The organism is Streptomyces sp. NPDC088733 (assembly GCF_044751185.1).
In the GTDB taxonomy this organism is placed as follows: Bacteria; Actinomycetota; Actinomycetes; order Streptomycetales; family Streptomycetaceae; genus Actinacidiphila.
Genome location: NZ_JBIVLH010000023.1, coordinates 91,055 through 106,169, shown reverse-complemented (window position 1 = coordinate 106,169; position 15,115 = coordinate 91,055). Strand labels below are relative to the sequence as shown.

The 15,115-nt window shown below is 72.8% G+C and carries 16 protein-coding genes; 3 read left to right on the top strand and 13 right to left on the bottom strand.

Going from position 1 to position 15,115, the window contains the following annotated elements; all coding sequences use genetic code 11:
- Window positions 1-273: 273 nt before the first annotated feature.
- Entirely contained in the window at window positions 274-2,085 is a 1,812-nt protein-coding gene (gene ggt, locus ACIP64_RS32185) for a gamma-glutamyltransferase (RefSeq protein ID WP_401593626.1), read from the bottom strand.
- Window positions 2,086-2,173: 88 nt separating this feature from the next.
- On the opposite strand from ggt, the gene ACIP64_RS32180 reads away from it, so the two are divergent.
- Window positions 2,174-2,941, top strand: a complete 768-nt coding sequence (locus ACIP64_RS32180) for a hypothetical protein (protein WP_401593623.1) — start codon at window positions 2,174-2,176, stop codon at window positions 2,939-2,941.
- Between the two features lie 38 nt (window positions 2,942-2,979).
- On the opposite strand, the gene ACIP64_RS32175 is transcribed toward ACIP64_RS32180, so the two are convergent.
- The 3 genes from ACIP64_RS32175 to ACIP64_RS32165 form a co-directional block, all read right to left on the bottom strand.
- Complete coding sequence (locus ACIP64_RS32175; RefSeq protein WP_401593621.1) at window positions 2,980-3,894, bottom strand: SGNH/GDSL hydrolase family protein; 915 nt, start codon at window positions 3,892-3,894, stop codon at window positions 2,980-2,982.
- Between the two features lie 164 nt (window positions 3,895-4,058).
- Entirely contained in the window at window positions 4,059-4,343 is a 285-nt protein-coding gene (locus ACIP64_RS32170) for a TfoX/Sxy family DNA transformation protein (protein ID WP_401593619.1), read from the bottom strand.
- A gap of 29 nt (window positions 4,344-4,372) precedes the next feature.
- The gene (locus ACIP64_RS32165; RefSeq protein ID WP_401593616.1) at window positions 4,373-4,894 is read right to left on the bottom strand and encodes an ATP-binding protein; all 522 of its coding nucleotides are present in this window, start codon (window positions 4,892-4,894) and stop codon (window positions 4,373-4,375) included.
- A gap of 138 nt (window positions 4,895-5,032) precedes the next feature.
- Here ACIP64_RS32165 and ACIP64_RS32160 point away from each other — a divergent pair, with 138 nt between their 5' ends.
- Complete coding sequence (locus tag ACIP64_RS32160) at window positions 5,033-5,890, top strand: XRE family transcriptional regulator (RefSeq protein ID WP_401593614.1); 858 nt, start codon at window positions 5,033-5,035, stop codon at window positions 5,888-5,890.
- An 18-nt stretch (window positions 5,891-5,908) separates the two neighbouring features.
- On the opposite strand, the gene ACIP64_RS32155 is transcribed toward ACIP64_RS32160, so the two are convergent.
- Entirely contained in the window at window positions 5,909-6,349 is a 441-nt protein-coding gene (locus ACIP64_RS32155) for a DUF6278 family protein (RefSeq protein ID WP_401593611.1), read from the bottom strand.
- Between the two features lie 324 nt (window positions 6,350-6,673).
- On the opposite strand from ACIP64_RS32155, the gene ACIP64_RS32150 reads away from it, so the two are divergent.
- Entirely contained in the window at window positions 6,674-7,519 is an 846-nt protein-coding gene (locus tag ACIP64_RS32150; protein ID WP_401593608.1) for a hypothetical protein, read from the top strand.
- On the opposite strand, the gene ACIP64_RS32145 is transcribed toward ACIP64_RS32150, so the two are convergent.
- The 8 genes from ACIP64_RS32145 to ACIP64_RS32110 all read right to left on the bottom strand — a co-directional run bounded on the left by ACIP64_RS32145 (window position 7,444) and on the right by ACIP64_RS32110 (window position 15,063).
- Entirely contained in the window at window positions 7,444-8,223 is a 780-nt protein-coding gene (locus ACIP64_RS32145; RefSeq protein ID WP_401593606.1) for an exodeoxyribonuclease III, read from the bottom strand. The genes ACIP64_RS32150 and ACIP64_RS32145 overlap by 76 nt on opposite strands.
- A gap of 58 nt (window positions 8,224-8,281) precedes the next feature.
- Window positions 8,282-8,929 (bottom strand): MBL fold metallo-hydrolase, encoded by a 648-nt coding sequence (locus ACIP64_RS32140; protein ID WP_401593603.1) that lies wholly within the window; start codon window positions 8,927-8,929, stop codon window positions 8,282-8,284.
- Between the two features lie 104 nt (window positions 8,930-9,033).
- Window positions 9,034-10,311, bottom strand: a complete 1,278-nt coding sequence (locus tag ACIP64_RS32135; protein WP_401593600.1) for an alpha/beta fold hydrolase — start codon at window positions 10,309-10,311, stop codon at window positions 9,034-9,036.
- A gap of 77 nt (window positions 10,312-10,388) precedes the next feature.
- On the bottom strand, window positions 10,389-10,919 hold the full coding sequence (locus ACIP64_RS32130) for a hypothetical protein (RefSeq protein ID WP_401593597.1): 531 nt from the start codon (window positions 10,917-10,919) through the stop codon (window positions 10,389-10,391).
- Entirely contained in the window at window positions 10,916-12,052 is a 1,137-nt protein-coding gene (locus ACIP64_RS32125; protein ID WP_360908943.1) for an ROK family glucokinase, read from the bottom strand. The genes ACIP64_RS32130 and ACIP64_RS32125 overlap by 4 nt, the downstream gene beginning before the upstream one ends.
- Before the next feature lie 205 nt (window positions 12,053-12,257).
- Window positions 12,258-13,067 (bottom strand): ATP-binding cassette domain-containing protein, encoded by an 810-nt coding sequence (locus tag ACIP64_RS32120; protein ID WP_401593593.1) that lies wholly within the window; start codon window positions 13,065-13,067, stop codon window positions 12,258-12,260.
- The gene (locus ACIP64_RS32115) at window positions 13,034-14,056 is read right to left on the bottom strand and encodes an ABC transporter permease (RefSeq protein WP_401593590.1); all 1,023 of its coding nucleotides are present in this window, start codon (window positions 14,054-14,056) and stop codon (window positions 13,034-13,036) included. Before ACIP64_RS32115 ends, ACIP64_RS32120 begins: the two co-directional genes overlap by 34 nt.
- Complete coding sequence (locus ACIP64_RS32110; protein ID WP_401593588.1) at window positions 14,053-15,063, bottom strand: sugar ABC transporter substrate-binding protein; 1,011 nt, start codon at window positions 15,061-15,063, stop codon at window positions 14,053-14,055. Before ACIP64_RS32110 ends, ACIP64_RS32115 begins: the two co-directional genes overlap by 4 nt.
- Between the last annotated feature and the right edge of the window lie 52 nt (window positions 15,064-15,115).

Here is a 15,115-nt window from a genome sequence, read left to right as displayed (position 1 = left end):
GGCTGGTCTACGCACGTAGATCCGGCGGTGGGAAGAACGTAGGGCCCACTGCCCACTGTGGCAATACCGGCGCCTTTACTCAACGAAGCCGATCGGATTTCGCGACCGGACAGACCCGCTCGGCGCAGTGCGGCCGCCGCGTCGCGGCGCGGGACCGAGGCCGGTCCACCCCCTCAGCGGCGGGGCCGGCCCGCTCCGGCGGGGCCGCGACCGGTGCGGCGCTGCCCCGCCGCGCTCACGGCGGGAGCCGCGGCACGTGCCGTCACCGCCCGCTCAGCGGCCGTCGCTCCGGACCACCATCGCGGACCCGCCGCCGCGGCGCACCGGCTCGGCCGCGGCCAGCCAGCGGCCGTCCGGCAGCCGCTGGACACCGGTGGCCGCGCCGATCTCGGCGCCCTCCACCAGGTTCTGGCCGAGCGCCTTCAGCTGCGCCGCCGCGGGACCGGCCAGGAACGCCGCCTCCGCCTGCGTGGTGGCGGTGTTGCGCTGACTCGCGCGCGGGGCGGCGATGGCGTCGACGAGCGGCAGGCCGCGGTCGACGTGCTCGGTCAGCACCTGCAGGACGGTGGTGATGATCGTGGCACCGCCCGGTGAGCCGAGCGCGAAGTCGACCTTGCCGTCCTTCAGCACGATCGTCGGCGAGATGGAGGAGCGCGGCCGCTTGCCGGGACCGGGCAGATTGGGGTCGTGGACAGCGGGGTTCGCCGGCACGAACGAGAAGTCGGTCAGCTCGTTGTTGAGCAGGAAGCCGCGGCCGGGCACGGTGATGCCGCTGCCGCCGGTCTGCTCGATGGTGAGCGTGTACGCCACGACGCCGCCCCACTTGTCGGCGACCGTCAGGTGCGTGGTGTTCTCGCCCTCGTAGGTGGTGGGGGCGGCCGTGCCGCCCGCGCCGCAGGCCGCAGGGTGCGCGGGGTCGGCGGGTGCGAGCGGGCTGGTCAGCGTCGCGTCGTCCTTGATCAGGCAGGCGCGCGAGTCGGCGAACCGCTGCGACAGCAGCCCGGCGGTGGGGACCTTCTCGAAGGCGGGGTCACCGACCCAGCGCCCCCGGTCGGCGAACGAGATGCGGCTCGCCTCCAGGAAGCGGTGCAGGTACTGGGCGTCCGACAGCCGCGACAGGCTTCCGGTGCGCTCGAGGATGTTGAGCGCCTCGCCGACCGTCGTGCCGCCGGACGAGGAGGGCGCGATCCCGTACACGTCCCGTCCGCGGTACGCGACCCGGGTCGGCTTCTGCACCTTCGCCCGGTACGCCGCCAGGTCGCGCGCCGTGAGGTCCCCGGGCCGTACGACGCGGGTGGCGGCGGGGTCGACGGGGGGCTTGCGGACGGTGTTGACGATGTCGGTGCCGATCTCGCCGTCGTAGAGGGCCGCGACGCCCTTGCGGCCCAACTCCTCGTAGGTGCGCGCGAGATCCGGGTTCTTGAGGGTGGAGCCGACGGCGGGCAGCTGTCCGCCGGGCAGGAAGAGGGCGGCGGTGGCGGGGAAGTCCTTGAAGCGGGCGAGGTTGCCCTCGGTCTGGCTGCGGAAGGTGGCGTCGACGGTGAATCCGGTGCGCGCGAGCCGCTCCGCGGGTTCGAGCATCTCGCCGAGGCTCCGGGTGCCCCAGGCGTCGAGCGCGGTGTCCCAGGTGGCGGACGTGCCGGGGACGCCGACGCTGAGGCCGCTGGTGACGGCGGCGTCGAAGGGCAGCGGCTGCCCGTTCTCGACGAAGAGCCGGTCGGTGGCGCTGCGGGGCGCGGTCTCCCGGCCGTCGATCGTGTGGACCTTGTGGTCCCTGGGGCTGTAGTAGACGAAGTAGCCGCCGCCCCCGATGCCGGAGGAGTACGGCTCCGTGACGCCCAGCGCGGCCGCGGTGGCGACCGCGGCGTCCACGGCGTTGCCGCCGCGGCGCAGGACCTCGATGCCGGCGGCCGAGGCGTCGGCGTCGACGCTGGAGACGGCGCCGCCGTAGCCGACGGCGAGCGGCGCCTTGTCCGGTGGTCCGTGATGGGCCGCCGGGCCGCCGGGCGGGGCCGCCGCGACCGACAGGGCCGCGGTGGCGGTGACGGTGAGCAGCGACAGGATCCGTGCGGCGTGACGACGCATACGTGGACCTCCACTAGGGCGACCGTTCAGGCAGCGTAACCCGACCCCGGGTTCCTCGTCAGGAACACCTCAACTACCATCCCGGGCCATGAGCGACGACGTGCGCAATATCGTGCTGGGTCTGGCCGCGAGCGGCCTGAGCGCCGCACTGGGATGGTTCGTGCGCACTTATGTGTGGCGCCGCAGGCTCCGCCGCAAGCAGCGCTTCTTCGGCCTGCCCGCCGGTTCCGAGTGCCTGCTGGTGGTCAACCGCGACCCGGGCGCGCGCGAGTGGAGCGTGGCGCGTCACGACGTCTTCGCGCTCATCGAGCTCTCCGCACTCATCAAGGAGTGCCGCGCCAACGCCGAGATCCTGCCGCACGACACCGCCTGGCAGGGCTTCGGCGCACGCACCGAGTTCTGCATCGGCGGCCCGGTCTCCAATCACCGCATGGCGGCCCACCTGCGGTCGATGCTGCCCGGTGTGGAGGTCGCCAAGGAGAAGAACGGCCCCGACCAGGGCGCGCTGACGGTGGGCGGCGAGACCTACCGCATGGACAAGGGCACCACCGAGTACGTCCTGCTGGCCAGGCTCGCCGCCGACGAGAACACCGGCAACAGCCGCCCGGTCTTCCTGGCCTCGGGCCAGCGCGCGGTCACCAACCAGGCGGCGGTGCGCTACCTGGCGCGCCACTACGGCCGGCTCACCCGCAAGTACGGCGTCAACGGGACGTTCTGCCTGCTGCTGAAGGTCGTCAACTCGCAGGCGTACGGACCGGACGTCGTGGAGATCGTCTCGGACGTCACCAGGGCCGCCACCACGCCCGTCGCCCGCCCGGAGGCCGCGCCCGCGGCGGCCGCCGCCGCCACGGAATGATCAGGTGACGGACGGCCCGGCCGCGGGAGCGGACCGCCTCACCGGTGGACGTGCAGACGGGCCAGGACCGCGGCCGCCATCGCCTGCTCGCCGAGCGCGTTGGGGTGGGCGGGGGCGGCCGGTGCGGCGGGGGTGAGCGGCTCGATCCAGCGCACACCGGGGGCGGTGCACATGTCGTGCCCGACCGTCGGGGTGTAGGTGTCCACGTAGGTCGCGTGGGCGGCCTTCGCGCGGCGGGCGAGCATCGCGTTCAGACGCTTCTCGGTGTCGCGCAGGTAGGCGAAGTCCCCGTCCGCGAAGGGCACCGCCGGCCGGCAGCCGACACCGCTGTCGGGGAGCAGGGCCGGATAGCCGACCACCACGACACGGGCGTGCGGGGCGCGGCGGTGGACGGCGCCCAGCACCGCGTCGATCTTCGGCGCGGTGGCGTCGATCGCCGCGCGCAACTGGTCGCTGCCGCCGGAGGAGTAGAACCGCTGACAGGGATTGCCGGTGGGATCACTGAGCGCGGCCCCGGCGCAGGTCCGGATGATGCTCCCGAAACCGACGTCGTTGCCGCCGATCTGAAGCGTCACCAGGGACGTCCGGCGGGACAGGGCGTCCAGCTGCGGCGGATTGGTGCCCTGCGCCTTCCACATCTCGGCGGTGGTCGCACCGCCGCAGCTCACGTCGGTGAGGTCCGCGCCACGCAGCCGCGCGGCCACCAGTGAGGGGTAATTGCGATTGGAACGGGCACAGTTGATATCCACCTGAGTGGGGATCAGCGGCCCGGAGGTGTAGGAGTCGCCGAGCGCGACATAGGCGGCGCGGTGGCCGTGCCCGTGCCCCGTCCCGTGACCGCCACCGTGTCCGGCACCCCCGTGCGCGGCGGCGGGCACCGCGCTCCCGGCCGTGAGGACGAGTGCGGCGGCGGCCGCCGCGACACCCAGGATCGACGCACGTCCGACAGCCATCGGGCCCTCCCCCTGTCAACGCTGACGGTTCAGACTCGACGCGGGACGAGGCGAAAGTCAATGACTGTGCGGGAAGTGCACCGAGCGCCGTCCGCCTCGTGCGGCGCCCCGCGCGCGGTCCGCGGCCGGTCCGCCGCACACCGGGGGCGGCGTCGTACTGGGCGCTACTGGCTCCCCGCGGCGGCGTCGGCGTGCCCCTCCCCCAGGACCTTTCCGGCGAGCGCGTCCCGCTCGGGCTTGGGGATGGCGGTCCAGCGGGTGCCGCGGATCGCGCCCTCCAGGGCGAACAGGGTGTGGCTGCGGGCGTCCTCGGGAAGGTCCCCGCGGATCATCGCGAAGGCACGTCCCGCCCCGAGGCGCCGGAGCTCGTCGGCGTCCGTCACGCCGACACGGCGGAGGCGCTCCGCCAGTACAGCTCCGATGTTGGGCATCTGCTGCAGGGAGTCCATGCCCTCATCATGCACCTCCCGACGCCCCGTCAGACAGCGATCTCGGCCCAGACACGCTTGCCGGCCGGGAGAAGCTCGGTGCCCCAGCGGAAGCTGAGGGAGGAGACCGCCTGCAGTCCGCTGCCGTCCTCCGGGCAGGTGGGAGGCGGCCCGGTGAGCCTCAGACACGGCAGCACACGCGAGCCGTCGCGCACCGACAGATGGACCAGGGAGAGCCTCCGCCACAACGTGATGCCCACGTGGCGGCCCCCGGCGTGCCGTACGGCGTTGCCGACCAGTTCCGCCAGGACGGCCTCGCCGGTCTCCAGCAGATGGCCGAGCCCCCAGGTGTCGAGGGCCGCCGAGAGCAGGCGCCGTGCATGGGCCGCCGCAAGCTCGTCGCACGGGACGAAGACCTCGCCGAGGGGCGCCCAGGCCCGCGGCGCGCCGGGCGGTGCGGCGCGCCGTTCCCGGGTGTTCACGCGGTCCGGGGAAGCGGCGGCCGGCGCGTCCGGGCCGCGGGCGGCGGCGAGGCTCAGGACGGGCGGTCTCGGGGCCGGGTTCTCCCGCATGTGTCCACCTCACAGGTCTCGTGGCTGGCGCCGAGCATTCCCGTGAAGCCTCTGTGCACGCGATACCCCCGCGCTATTCTCACCACGACATACCCGCTGGTAACGCCGGTTCCGCCGCGGCGTGGACGGGAGGCGCGGATGTCGGAACCGGGTTCCGGCGACGGGGTCGGGATACCCTCCTGGGCGTGGGAGCGCGACGAGATCCAAGAGGCGCTGCGCGCCCGTGACGCCGGGGCGATCCTCCGTTTCGCCCAGCAGTACGGGGGTGCCAGCCAGTCGCGGATCGCCGCCGCGACCGGGCTGCTGCAGGGCCGTGTCAACGAGATCGTGCGCGGGCGCCGTTCGGTCGTGCGGCTCGACGTCTTCGAGCGGATCGCGCAGGGGCTGCGGATGCCGGACCAGGCACGGATGCTCCTGGGGCTCGCCCCGCGGCGCTTCGCCGGTTACGGCACACGGGATCTGACGGACCATCCGCGGGTCGCGGCCGTGGCCCTGACCAAGTCCGAGGCGGCGGCCGAGATCCGCGAGGCGGCCGGGGGCGCGGAGTCGGTGGACGTGGTGGGTGTCCGGGCCCTGGGGCTGGTCGCGCTCGGCGACTCACTGCTGCGCGGCCCCCTGACGAGCCGCGACCGTACCGGTGTCCCGCGACTGCGGCTGCTGCTGCTCCACCCGGAGAGCCCGGCGGTGGCGCGGATCGCGGAGGAGGTCGGCGAGACCGCGCGGTTCTTCGTGTCGAGCCTGCGGTTCGCGGAGGACATGCTGGCCGCGCTCGCCGAAGAAGGAACGATTCGCCTGGAGGTCTACCGGTACCGGACCACGCCCGTGTGGCGGCTGGTCCGGCTCGACGGCCTCACCTTCGTCTCCGTCATCGGACGGCCCGGCGACGCGCGCGGCTCGATGGTCTACCGGCTCTCCGCCACCCCGCCGGGCTCGGTCCTCCACGGCTTCGAGCGCTTCTTCGAGGCCATGCTCGGCGAGGCGGAACGCGTCATCTGACGTCCCGGACCGGCGGGCCTACGGCTCCGAGGCCTCCGCGTACACCTGCGACAGCTCCGGGGTACCGCCCTCGGCCCACTCGTGGCCCGCCTCGACGACATCCAGTTCGCGTCCGGACGCGAGCAGCACCACGGGCCTGCCGTTGGGCCAAATCTGCCAGGCGGCACCCGGCACCGTGCGCACGATGACCGTACCGAGGTAGAGCCCGGCGTCGTTGCCGAGCCAGGTGAGCTCGTCGGGATCGTCGCGCCAGCGCGGCTGCAACTGGTCGACGCTCTCCAGCGACCTGGGGGTGTCGTCGAGCACGACCCCCTCGGACTCGGCACGGGCCCGCAGCAGCTCGCATTCGGCCAGCAGTTCACCCACGCCCTCGGGATCGTCCACGACCGGCCCCGTCAGGGCCGTGCCCACGACCTCGCCGTACCTTTTGCGCCACTTGTCGAGGAACGAGATCTCCATGCAGGTCAGCGTATGCCGTCTGCGCGAAAACCCGGGCGGTGATGGAGTACGCCTTCATCAAAGTCTCGTGCACAGTCTGTGTCGAGCGCTCCTCGAACGCGTGTCACCCCCCGGGGAGCGATCCGCCGGATGGCCCGCATCCGACTCCGGTCGGGTGATTCCCGCGGCACCGCGCCCGGCCCGGAGGGGCCGCGTCCCGCTTCCACGACCGCGGTGCGGGCGGGATCCGTCGGGGGCCGCCGGAGGACGGCAACAGCACACCGCACACGTTCCGTTGCCGCACAATACGTAGCGTGAAAAACCCGGTGCGAGAAAGGGCACGGGATGTCCGATGAACGGGAGGCCGCACTGCGGACGGCCGACCGCGCCTGGCGCCTGCTCGAGGAACTGGCGGAACGCGCGCCGGGAGCGGTGCGGCTCACCCCCGGTGCCGGCGAGCGCGAGATCGACGGCTGGGGCGTGCCGCTGCCGCCGGAGGCACGCCGCCTGGTGGGCCGGGTCCGGGCCGTCAGGATCGGCGGGCGGGAGGAGTACCGCTTCGCGCCGGAACAGGGACTGACCGCGGGCGGCTGGGCGGTGGGGCCGCCGGGCTCGGCGCATCTGCTGCACGAGGCGGGCCAGGACACGCTCTTCGTCGACGTGGACGCGGTCACCGGTGCCTGGGGGCGCGTGTTCGCCGCGACCGGGGTGTTCCAGGAGACCTGGGCCTATGTCGCGCCGTCCCTGGTCTCCTGGGTGACCGCGCTCGCGCGCGCGGGACTGGCCGCCCTGGAGCGCACGGGCGCGCAGGGCACGGACGGCCGCGGCCCCTCGGACGACGCCGGCGTGCTGGAACGGCTGGCCGAGGCCTCCCACGTCGTCTCCTACCGGCCCGACCTGCGCGGCACCCCGGCCGGCGAGGCCCGGCAGGGTGCCGACCCGGAACTGGCCGCCGTCCTGGCGGGACTGCCGGACGAGGCGCCGGTGGTGGACCTGCGCGAGGTGGCCGCCCCGGTCACCCTGCACCTGCCGTGCCCGCCGGGGCTGCCCGGCGGCTGGGTGGAGTTCCAGCGCCGCCACGGCGGCCGCTTCGCGGTGGGGATGCCCCGCAGCCCTCAGACGTCGAGGTCGACGACCACGGGGGCGTGGTCGGAGGCGCCCTTGCCCTTGCGCTCCTCGCGGTCGACGTAGGCGTCGCTGACGGCCTTGGTGAAGGGCTGGTTCGCGTAGACCAGGTCGATGCGCATGCCGCGGTTCTTGGGGAAGGCCAACTGGCGGTAGTCCCAGTAGGTGTAGGGGCGGTCGTACTTGAGCGGGCGGGGCACCACGTCGCTCAGGCCCGCCTCGCGCAGGCTCGCCAGCGCCTCCCGCTCGGCCGGGGTGACGTGCGTCATCCCCTCGAAGACCGCGGGGTCCCAGACGTCCTCGTCGGTGGGCGCCACGTTGTAGTCCCCGAGGACGGCGAAGGGGCGCTCGCCCGCCGCGTCCTCGGCGACGGCGCTGCGCAGCGCCTCGAACCAGCGCAGCTTGTAGGCGTAGTGCTCGTGGCCGACCTCGCGGCCGTTGGGCACGTAGACCGACCAGACGCGGACCGCGCCGCAGGTGGCCGAGACCGCGCGGGGCTCCTCGGCGTCCTCGTACAGCGGACCGCCGGGCAGGCCGACGACGACGTCCGCCAGGCCGACACGGGAGAGCAATGCCACCCCGTTCCACCGGCCGGTGGCGTTGACGGCGGTCTCGTAGCCGAGGGCGCGCAGCTCGTCGAAGGGGAACTGGGCCTCGGCGCACTTGGTCTCCTGGACGCACAGCACGTCCGGGCTGTTCTGCTCCAGCCAGGCGAGCAGCCGCGGCAGGCGGGCGGTGATGGAGTTGACGTTCCAGGTGGCGATGCGCATGGCACCGAATCTACCGTCCGCCTCCGACAACCGGTCCCGCCCGCCGCCGCGCCGGGCGTCAGCCCAGCTCGACGCTGTCCCCGGGAGCCAGCCGGCCGTGCTCGGCACCGGCCACACCCGGGCCGCCGGGGCCGAGCAGGCGGTCGTAGAGGGTGCTGCCCAGGTCGCTCAGCAGCGCGTCGTGCACGTCGAGGGCCCGGGCCGGCTTGAGCTCGCGCAGGTAGTCGATCACCTCGGAGACCTTGTTCCACGGGGCGTGCACCGGCAGCAGCACGGTCTCGACGGAACGGCTCGGGACGGTGAGCGCGTCACCGGGGTGGAAGACGGTGCCGTCCAGCAGGAAGCCGACGTTGGTGATCCGCGGGATGTCCGGGTGGATCACCGCGTGGAGCTGCCCGTGCACCTCGATGTCGAAGCCCGCGGCGCTGAAAGTGTCACCCTCGCCGACGGTGTGCACCCGGCCGGGGAATGCGGCGGAGACCTGGTCGGCGACGCTCTTGAGCGTCCAGATCTCGCATCCCGGATCGGCCTCCAGTGCGGCGCGCAGTTGCTCCTCGCTGAAGTGGTCGGCGTGCTCGTGGGTGACGAGGACCGCCTCCGCCCCGGCCGCGGCCCCCGGCTCGGTGAAGCCGCCGGGGTCGATGACGAGCGCCCGCCCGTCCTTCTCCAGCCGGACGCAGGCGTGGCCCTTCTTCGTCAGTTTCATGACTCTCCTCCGCGGCGGTGATCCTTTGCATGGCCATCATGGCCGAGGCCGGGCGCCCCGTCCTGGTGCGGGAGGTGATGGGGTTCGGGGCGCCGCGCGCGGTCTCACTCCCCCGGGCGAGTCTCCTCCCGGATCACCTGTCGCGCCACCGTGAAGGCGGCGCCCGCGGCCGGGACGCCGCAGTGCACGGCGGTCTGCAGCAGCACTTCCTCGATCTCCGCGGGGCTCAGACCGTTGCGCAGCGCCGCCCGGATGTGGCTGGCGAGGTCGTCGAGGTGGCCGCCGGCGACCAGCGCGGTCAGGCTGACCACGCTGCGGGTGCGGCGGTCGAGTCCGGGGCGGTTCCAGACCTCGCCCCAGGCGTAGCGGGTGACGAAGTCCTCGAAGTCGACGCCGAAGCCGTCGGCCTGCTCGGCGGCCCGGTCGACGTGGGCGTCGCCCAGCACCTCGCGGCGGATGCGGTCGCCGTCGCCGTAGGCGCCCGCGGCGCCCTGCGGTGCACCGCCGGAGACGGGGGCGGCCGGGGCCGGCGCCTGGGCCACGGGTGCGACAGGCCCGGTCGGCGTGGCGGGGGCCATGGTGTAGCCGGCCGCCGGCTCGGCCCAGGCGGACTCGAAGTGGCGGACCAGCAGCTCGGTGACCGCGCCGGGCTGCTCGACCGGCACCAGGTGCGAGGCGCCGGGGACGACCGCGAGCCGCGCGTCGGTTATCCCGGCCACGAGCGCCCGGGCGTCCGCGGGGGGCGTGACGGGGTCCTCGGCGCCGTTCAGCACGAGCGCAGGGACGGCGATCCGGTCCAGGTCGGCACGGACGTCATGGGAGGCGAGCGCCTCGCAGGCGGCGACGTAGCACTCGGGGTCGGTACTGCGCACCATCTGCACGGCCCAGTCGACGATGGCCGTCTGCGCGCCGCGGAACGTGTCGGCGAACCAGCGCTCCGGGGCGCTCTGGGCGATCTGGTCCAGCCCGTTGGCGCGGACGATCACACCGCGCTGCCGCCAGGCGTCGGGGGTGCCGTAGCGGGCGGCCGAGGAGATCAGCGCCAGGGAGGCCACACGGTGCGGGGCGCGCAGCGCGAGCTGGGTGCCGACGGCGCCGCCGAAGGAGCAGCCGGCGTAGCCGAAGCGCTCGATCCCGGCCTGGTCCAGGGTGCGCAGCAGCCGGTCGGCGAGTTCGGCGGTCGACACCGACGGCTGGGCGGGGGCGCCGCCGTGTCCCGGCAGGTCGTACCGCAGGACGCGCCACTGGCGCGTCAGCTCGGGCACCTGCCGGTCCCACATGTGCCAAGTGGTGCCGAGTGAGGGGCCGAGGACAAGGACCGGGGCGTCCTCGGGGCCGTCGAAGCGGTACTGGAGGGTCTGCGGGGTCTGCTCGTCGCTCACAATTGTCACGCTATCGAGCGAACGGCCGAGCGGTGCCACCGCCCCCCGCCCGGCCTTTTCCGGCCACGGCCCACGCGTCAGGCGAAGTCCATGGTGGAGACGACGTAGACGACGGGCGTGTCCGGGCTCGTCAGGTCGACCGTGATGTCGTGGTCGGGCTTGTCGCCGTGCTGCTGGACCCGCACACCGGCCCAGTGCTGCCCGGAGCCGAAGGCCCAGCGCACGGTGCTCGCCTGCTTGCGGCTCACCGTGACCTCGCCGTCCTTGAGCGCGGCGCGGCTGCTCCCCACCTGGGCGAGGAACGTGTCGAGGCCGCCCTGGCTGGTGGTGAACTGCACATAGAGCGAGCTGGCCGCCCAGTCGTTGGTCTCCAGGAACGCCACGGGGCGCGATCGCGGCGGGATCGGCATCTCATAGATGCGGCGCTGCACCTTGGTGGGCCACGTGTAGGTGAGGGTGGTGGCCGCGGCCAGCTTCTGCTTCTGCTCGCCTCCGTCGCGGCTCTGCTCCGCGGAGATGATCACGTAGAAGACGGGCACGAGGACCAGCAGCGGGACGACCGTCCACTGCACCCAGCGGGACGGCTTCCTCTGAGGGGGACTACTCACTTGCCGACAACCTTCGCGTAGCGCTCGTACCGCTCGACCCGGCGGCGATTGGCCCGCCGGAAGCGACGGGCCACCAGCCGTGCCAGGTCCGCGGCGCCGACCATCCCGGCCTCGGGGCCGAGTTGCGCCTTGACGATACGCGCTTCGGGGCGGTAGCCACGCCCGGTCAGGTGCCGCCGGAACGCGTCGCGGGCGGGGGCGATGAGCAGATCGTCGGCCGCGCTGACGCCGCCGCCGATGACGAAGCAGGAAGGGTCCAGGGCAGCGGCGAGATTGGCGATGCCGACACCCAGCCACTGGCCGATCTCCTGGAAGAGCTCGACGCACATCGCGTCACCCTCACGGGCGAGCTCCGTGATGAGTGGACCGGTGATCTCCCGCACCTGGCCGCCGACCCGGTCGATGATCCCGTGCGCGACCGGCGAGTCCGCCGCCGCCAGTTCGCGGGCCTCGCGCACCAGGGCGTTGCCCGAGCTGTACTGCTCCCAGCAGCCGCGGTTGCCGCAGGCGCAGCGGTGCCCGCCCGGCACCACCTGCATGTGGCCGAACTCGCCCGCCACCCCGTAGCGGCCGCGCTTGACGTGGCCGTCCTCCAGGATCGCGCCGCCGATGCCGGTGCCGAGCGTGATCATGACCAGGTCGCTGTCGCCGCGGCCCGCGCCGAAGCGCCATTCGGCCCAGGCGGCGGTATTGGCGTCGTTGTCCACCATGACCGGGACGCGCAGGCGCTCGGTGAGGCGGTCCTTGAGCGGCTCGTCCCGCCAGGCCAGGTGCGGGGCGAAGAGCACCCGGGAGCGGTCGGCGTCGACCCAGCCGGCCGCGCCGATGCCGACGGCGTGCACATCGTGGCGCTCCGACAGGTCCAGGACGAGCTCGGTGATGGTGTCCTCGACGACCTTCGGGCTCTTGCTCTTGTCAGGGGTCTCGGTGCGCAGCTTCTCCAGGATGTTGCCGTCCGCGTCGACGACGCCGGCCATCACCTTGGTGCCGCCGATGTCGATGCCGACGGTCGGCACGCGCGGAGCGGTGAGGTGCGAACGCCGCTCGCGCCGTCCCACGGTGCTCAGAAGGGTGGAGCTGCTGGAGGATCGCGCGGAACCGCTGCGGTACGCGCGCTCACGGTACGTGCTCATCGGTTCACCGCCGTGGTTCCGGTCCGGGGCTGCTGCTCGGTCGCTCGCAAGGCTCGTCTCTCCGGCGGTCGGGGGTGGGTCCACAGTGATTCTAAGTGGGGGGCGCGCGGCGCTTCGGGGGGCCGCCCCTCACGCTGCGCGACCCCCGCACCGTGCTTCTGCCCCGCCGGTGCGCCCGCAGCGCGCCAGGGGGCGGACAGGTACGTCAGCCGGCGGGGCGGCGCAGCTCGTGGGCCAGGGCTTCGAGGTCGCTGCCCCCCGCCATCTCGCGGGTGAGGTCGTCCAGGGAGATGCCGTCCTTGGTGTACGCGCCGGACACCGTGCCGCGGCGCAGGAGGACGAACCGGTCGCCGACGAGGTGGGCGTGGTGCGGATTGTGCGTGATGAGCACCACGCCGAGCCCCGCGTCCCGGGCCGCGGCGACGTACTTGAGCACGACGCCTGACTGCTTGACCCCGAGCGCCGCCGTGGGCTCGTCCAGGATCAGCACCTTCGCGCCGAAGTGGACGGCCCGAGCGATGGCGACGGACTGGCGCTGACCGCCGGAGAGCGTGCCGATGGGCCGGTCGACGTCGGGCAGGTCGATGCCCATGCGCAGCAGTTCCGCGCGGGTGGTGGCGCGCATGGTGGCGACGTCGAGCCGCTTGAAGGGGCCGCGGCCGACGCGCGGCTCCGAGCCGAGGAAGAAGTTGCGCCAGACCGGCATGAGCGGCACGACGGCGAGGTCCTGGTAGACCGTGGCGATGCCGCGGTCCAGGGCTTCGCGCGGCGAGGTGTGGCGGACCGCCTCGCCCTCGATCTCGTAGGTGCCGGTGTCGTGCTGGTGCAGCCCTGCGATGATCTTGATGAGGGTGGACTTGCCCGCGCCGTTGTCACCGAGGACGCAGGTGATCTCCCCCGCGTGGACCTCCAGCGAGACGTCCTCCAGCGCGCGGACGCTGCCGTACGACTTGCCGACGCCGGTCAGCTTCACCAGGGGGGTCACTTGGCCGCCTCCGCCCGCTTGCGCACCCACGCGTTCAGCAGCGTCGCCAGGAGCAGCATCGCGCCGAGGAAGAACTTGAACCAGTCCGGGTTCCACTGCGCGTACACGATGCCCTTGCTCGTCATGCCGAAGATGAACGCCCCCACCGCCGACCCGATGGCCGAGCCGTGGCCGCCCGTCATCAGGCAGCCGCCGATGACTGCGGCGATGATGTACAGGAACTCGTTGCCGACGCCCTCCCCCGACTGCACCACGTCGAAGGAGAACAGCAGGTGCTGCCCGGAGATCCACGCGCACAGGGCGACGGCCATGTACAGCCCGATCTTGGTGCGGGCGACGGGGACGCCGACCGCGCGGGCCGCATCGGGGTTGCCCCCCGAGGCGAAGATCCAGTTGCCGGCGCGGGTGCGCAGCAGCACCCAGGTGGCGACCGCAACCAGGGCCACCCACCAGGCGATGGTCACCTGGAGGTCCACATCGCCGATCGTCAGGTGCGAGGCGAACAGGGCGCGGGCGGAGGAGAAGCCCTCCATGTCGGCGATGGACTTGGTGCTGACCGTGCCGTCGATGAGCTTGGTCAGGCCGAGGTTCGCGCCCGTGAGCATCAGGAAGGTGCCGAGCGTGACGATGAAGCTGGGCAGCTTCGTGCGCACGAGCAGGTAGCCGTTGAGGAAGCCGATGGCGACGGTGGTCAGCAGGGAGACGCCGACGCCCACCCAGGCGTTGGCCGTCATCTGGTAGCTAAACATCGACGACACCAGTGCCGAGCTGGTGACCAGGACGCCCGCCGACAGGTCGAACTCGCCGCCGATCATCAGCAGCGCGACCGGTACGGCCATGATCCCGATGGTGGACGCCGCGTACAGGATGGTGCCGATGCTCTCCGGCCGCACAAAGGAGTCGGCGCAGACCGCGAAGAAGACGAAGACGGCCGCGGCGCCGACCACCGCGCCCAGTTCGGGGCGGCCCAGCAGGCGCTGGGTCAGCCCGCGCGGCGGCAGAAGGGTTTCCGCGCTCACCTGGTGCCCCGCTTCGCGTAGTCCTCCAGTGCCGCCGCGTCGTCCTTGGTGACGATCTGCGGCCCGGTGAGGACCGGCTTGCCGCCGCCGAGGACGTCGGCGTTGTAGCGGTTGAGCCACAGCAGGTCGATCGCCTCGTAGCCCTGCAGGTAGGGCTGCTGGTCGACGGCGAAGCCGATGGTGCCGGCCTTCAGGGAGGCGGCGACCTGGGCGTTGAGGTCGAAGGTGTCGACCTCCGCCTTGCTGCCGGCCTGCTCCTTGGCTTTGGCGGCAGTGGCGGCGAAGGGCGCTCCCAGGGTGACGACGGCGTCCACCGAGGGGTCGGACTGGAGCTTGGCCTGGAGGGCGGACTGGACGTCGGGCATGTTGGTGCCGTTGACGTACAGGTTCTCCGTGGTGCCCTTGAAGGTGCTCTTCACGCCCGCGCAGCGCTGCTCGTGGCCGACGTTGCCCTGCTCGTGCAGGACGCACAGGACGTGCTTCTTGCCGCGGGTGGTGAGCTCGTCGCCGACGGCCTCGCCGGCGATGGTCTCGTCCTGGCCGATGTGGGCGAGGGCGCCGTACTCCTTGGACTCCGCGGAGCCGGAGTTGATGGTGATGACCGGGATGCCGGCCTTCTCCGCCTTCAGGACGACGTCCTTCATGGCCTCCGGCTTGGCGAGCGTGACGACCAGGCCGTCGACGTGCTGGTCGATGGCCGTCTGGACGAGCTGCGCCTGGTCCTTGCCCTGGTCGCTGCTGGAGTACAGGAACGTGATGTTGTCCTTGGCGGCGGCCTGCTTGGCGCCCTTCTGGACGATGTCCCAGAAGGTGTCGCCCGCCCCCGCATGGGTGACCATGGCGATCTTCCACCGCGGGGTGTCGACGGCCGAGCCGTTGGCCCGGGCCTCCTTGGCGCGCTGCTCCGCGCGCAGGCCGCCGGTGCTGCTGCAGCCCGCGACCGTCGCCCCGATGGCCACGGTCAGTAGCGCGCCGAGCACGCGCCTCCCGGTGTTCACCCTCTCCACCTGGTGCCTTCCCTGCCGAATCCTGGAAAGGACCCAGTATCCGTCACGCGGA

Excerpts from the sequence above, each read along its gene's own strand:
- ggt (WP_401593626.1), bottom strand. The coding sequence starts at position 2,085 with ATGCGTCGTCACGCCGCACGGATCCTGTCGCTGCTCACCGTCACCGCC.
- ACIP64_RS32180 (WP_401593623.1), top strand. The coding sequence starts at position 2,174 with ATGAGCGACGACGTGCGCAATATCGTGCTGGGTCTGGCCGCGAGCGGC.
- ACIP64_RS32175 (WP_401593621.1), bottom strand. The coding sequence starts at position 3,894 with ATGGCTGTCGGACGTGCGTCGATCCTGGGTGTCGCGGCGGCCGCCGCC.
- ACIP64_RS32170 (WP_401593619.1), bottom strand. The coding sequence starts at position 4,343 with ATGGACTCCCTGCAGCAGATGCCCAACATCGGAGCTGTACTGGCGGAG.
- ACIP64_RS32165 (WP_401593616.1), bottom strand. The coding sequence starts at position 4,894 with ATGCGGGAGAACCCGGCCCCGAGACCGCCCGTCCTGAGCCTCGCCGCC.
- ACIP64_RS32160 (WP_401593614.1), top strand. The coding sequence starts at position 5,033 with ATGTCGGAACCGGGTTCCGGCGACGGGGTCGGGATACCCTCCTGGGCG.
- ACIP64_RS32155 (WP_401593611.1), bottom strand. The coding sequence starts at position 6,349 with ATGGAGATCTCGTTCCTCGACAAGTGGCGCAAAAGGTACGGCGAGGTC.
- ACIP64_RS32150 (WP_401593608.1), top strand. The coding sequence starts at position 6,674 with ATGTCCGATGAACGGGAGGCCGCACTGCGGACGGCCGACCGCGCCTGG.
- ACIP64_RS32145 (WP_401593606.1), bottom strand. The coding sequence starts at position 8,223 with ATGCGCATCGCCACCTGGAACGTCAACTCCATCACCGCCCGCCTGCCG.
- ACIP64_RS32140 (WP_401593603.1), bottom strand. The coding sequence starts at position 8,929 with ATGAAACTGACGAAGAAGGGCCACGCCTGCGTCCGGCTGGAGAAGGAC.
- ACIP64_RS32125 (WP_360908943.1), bottom strand. The coding sequence starts at position 12,052 with ATGAGCACGTACCGTGAGCGCGCGTACCGCAGCGGTTCCGCGCGATCC.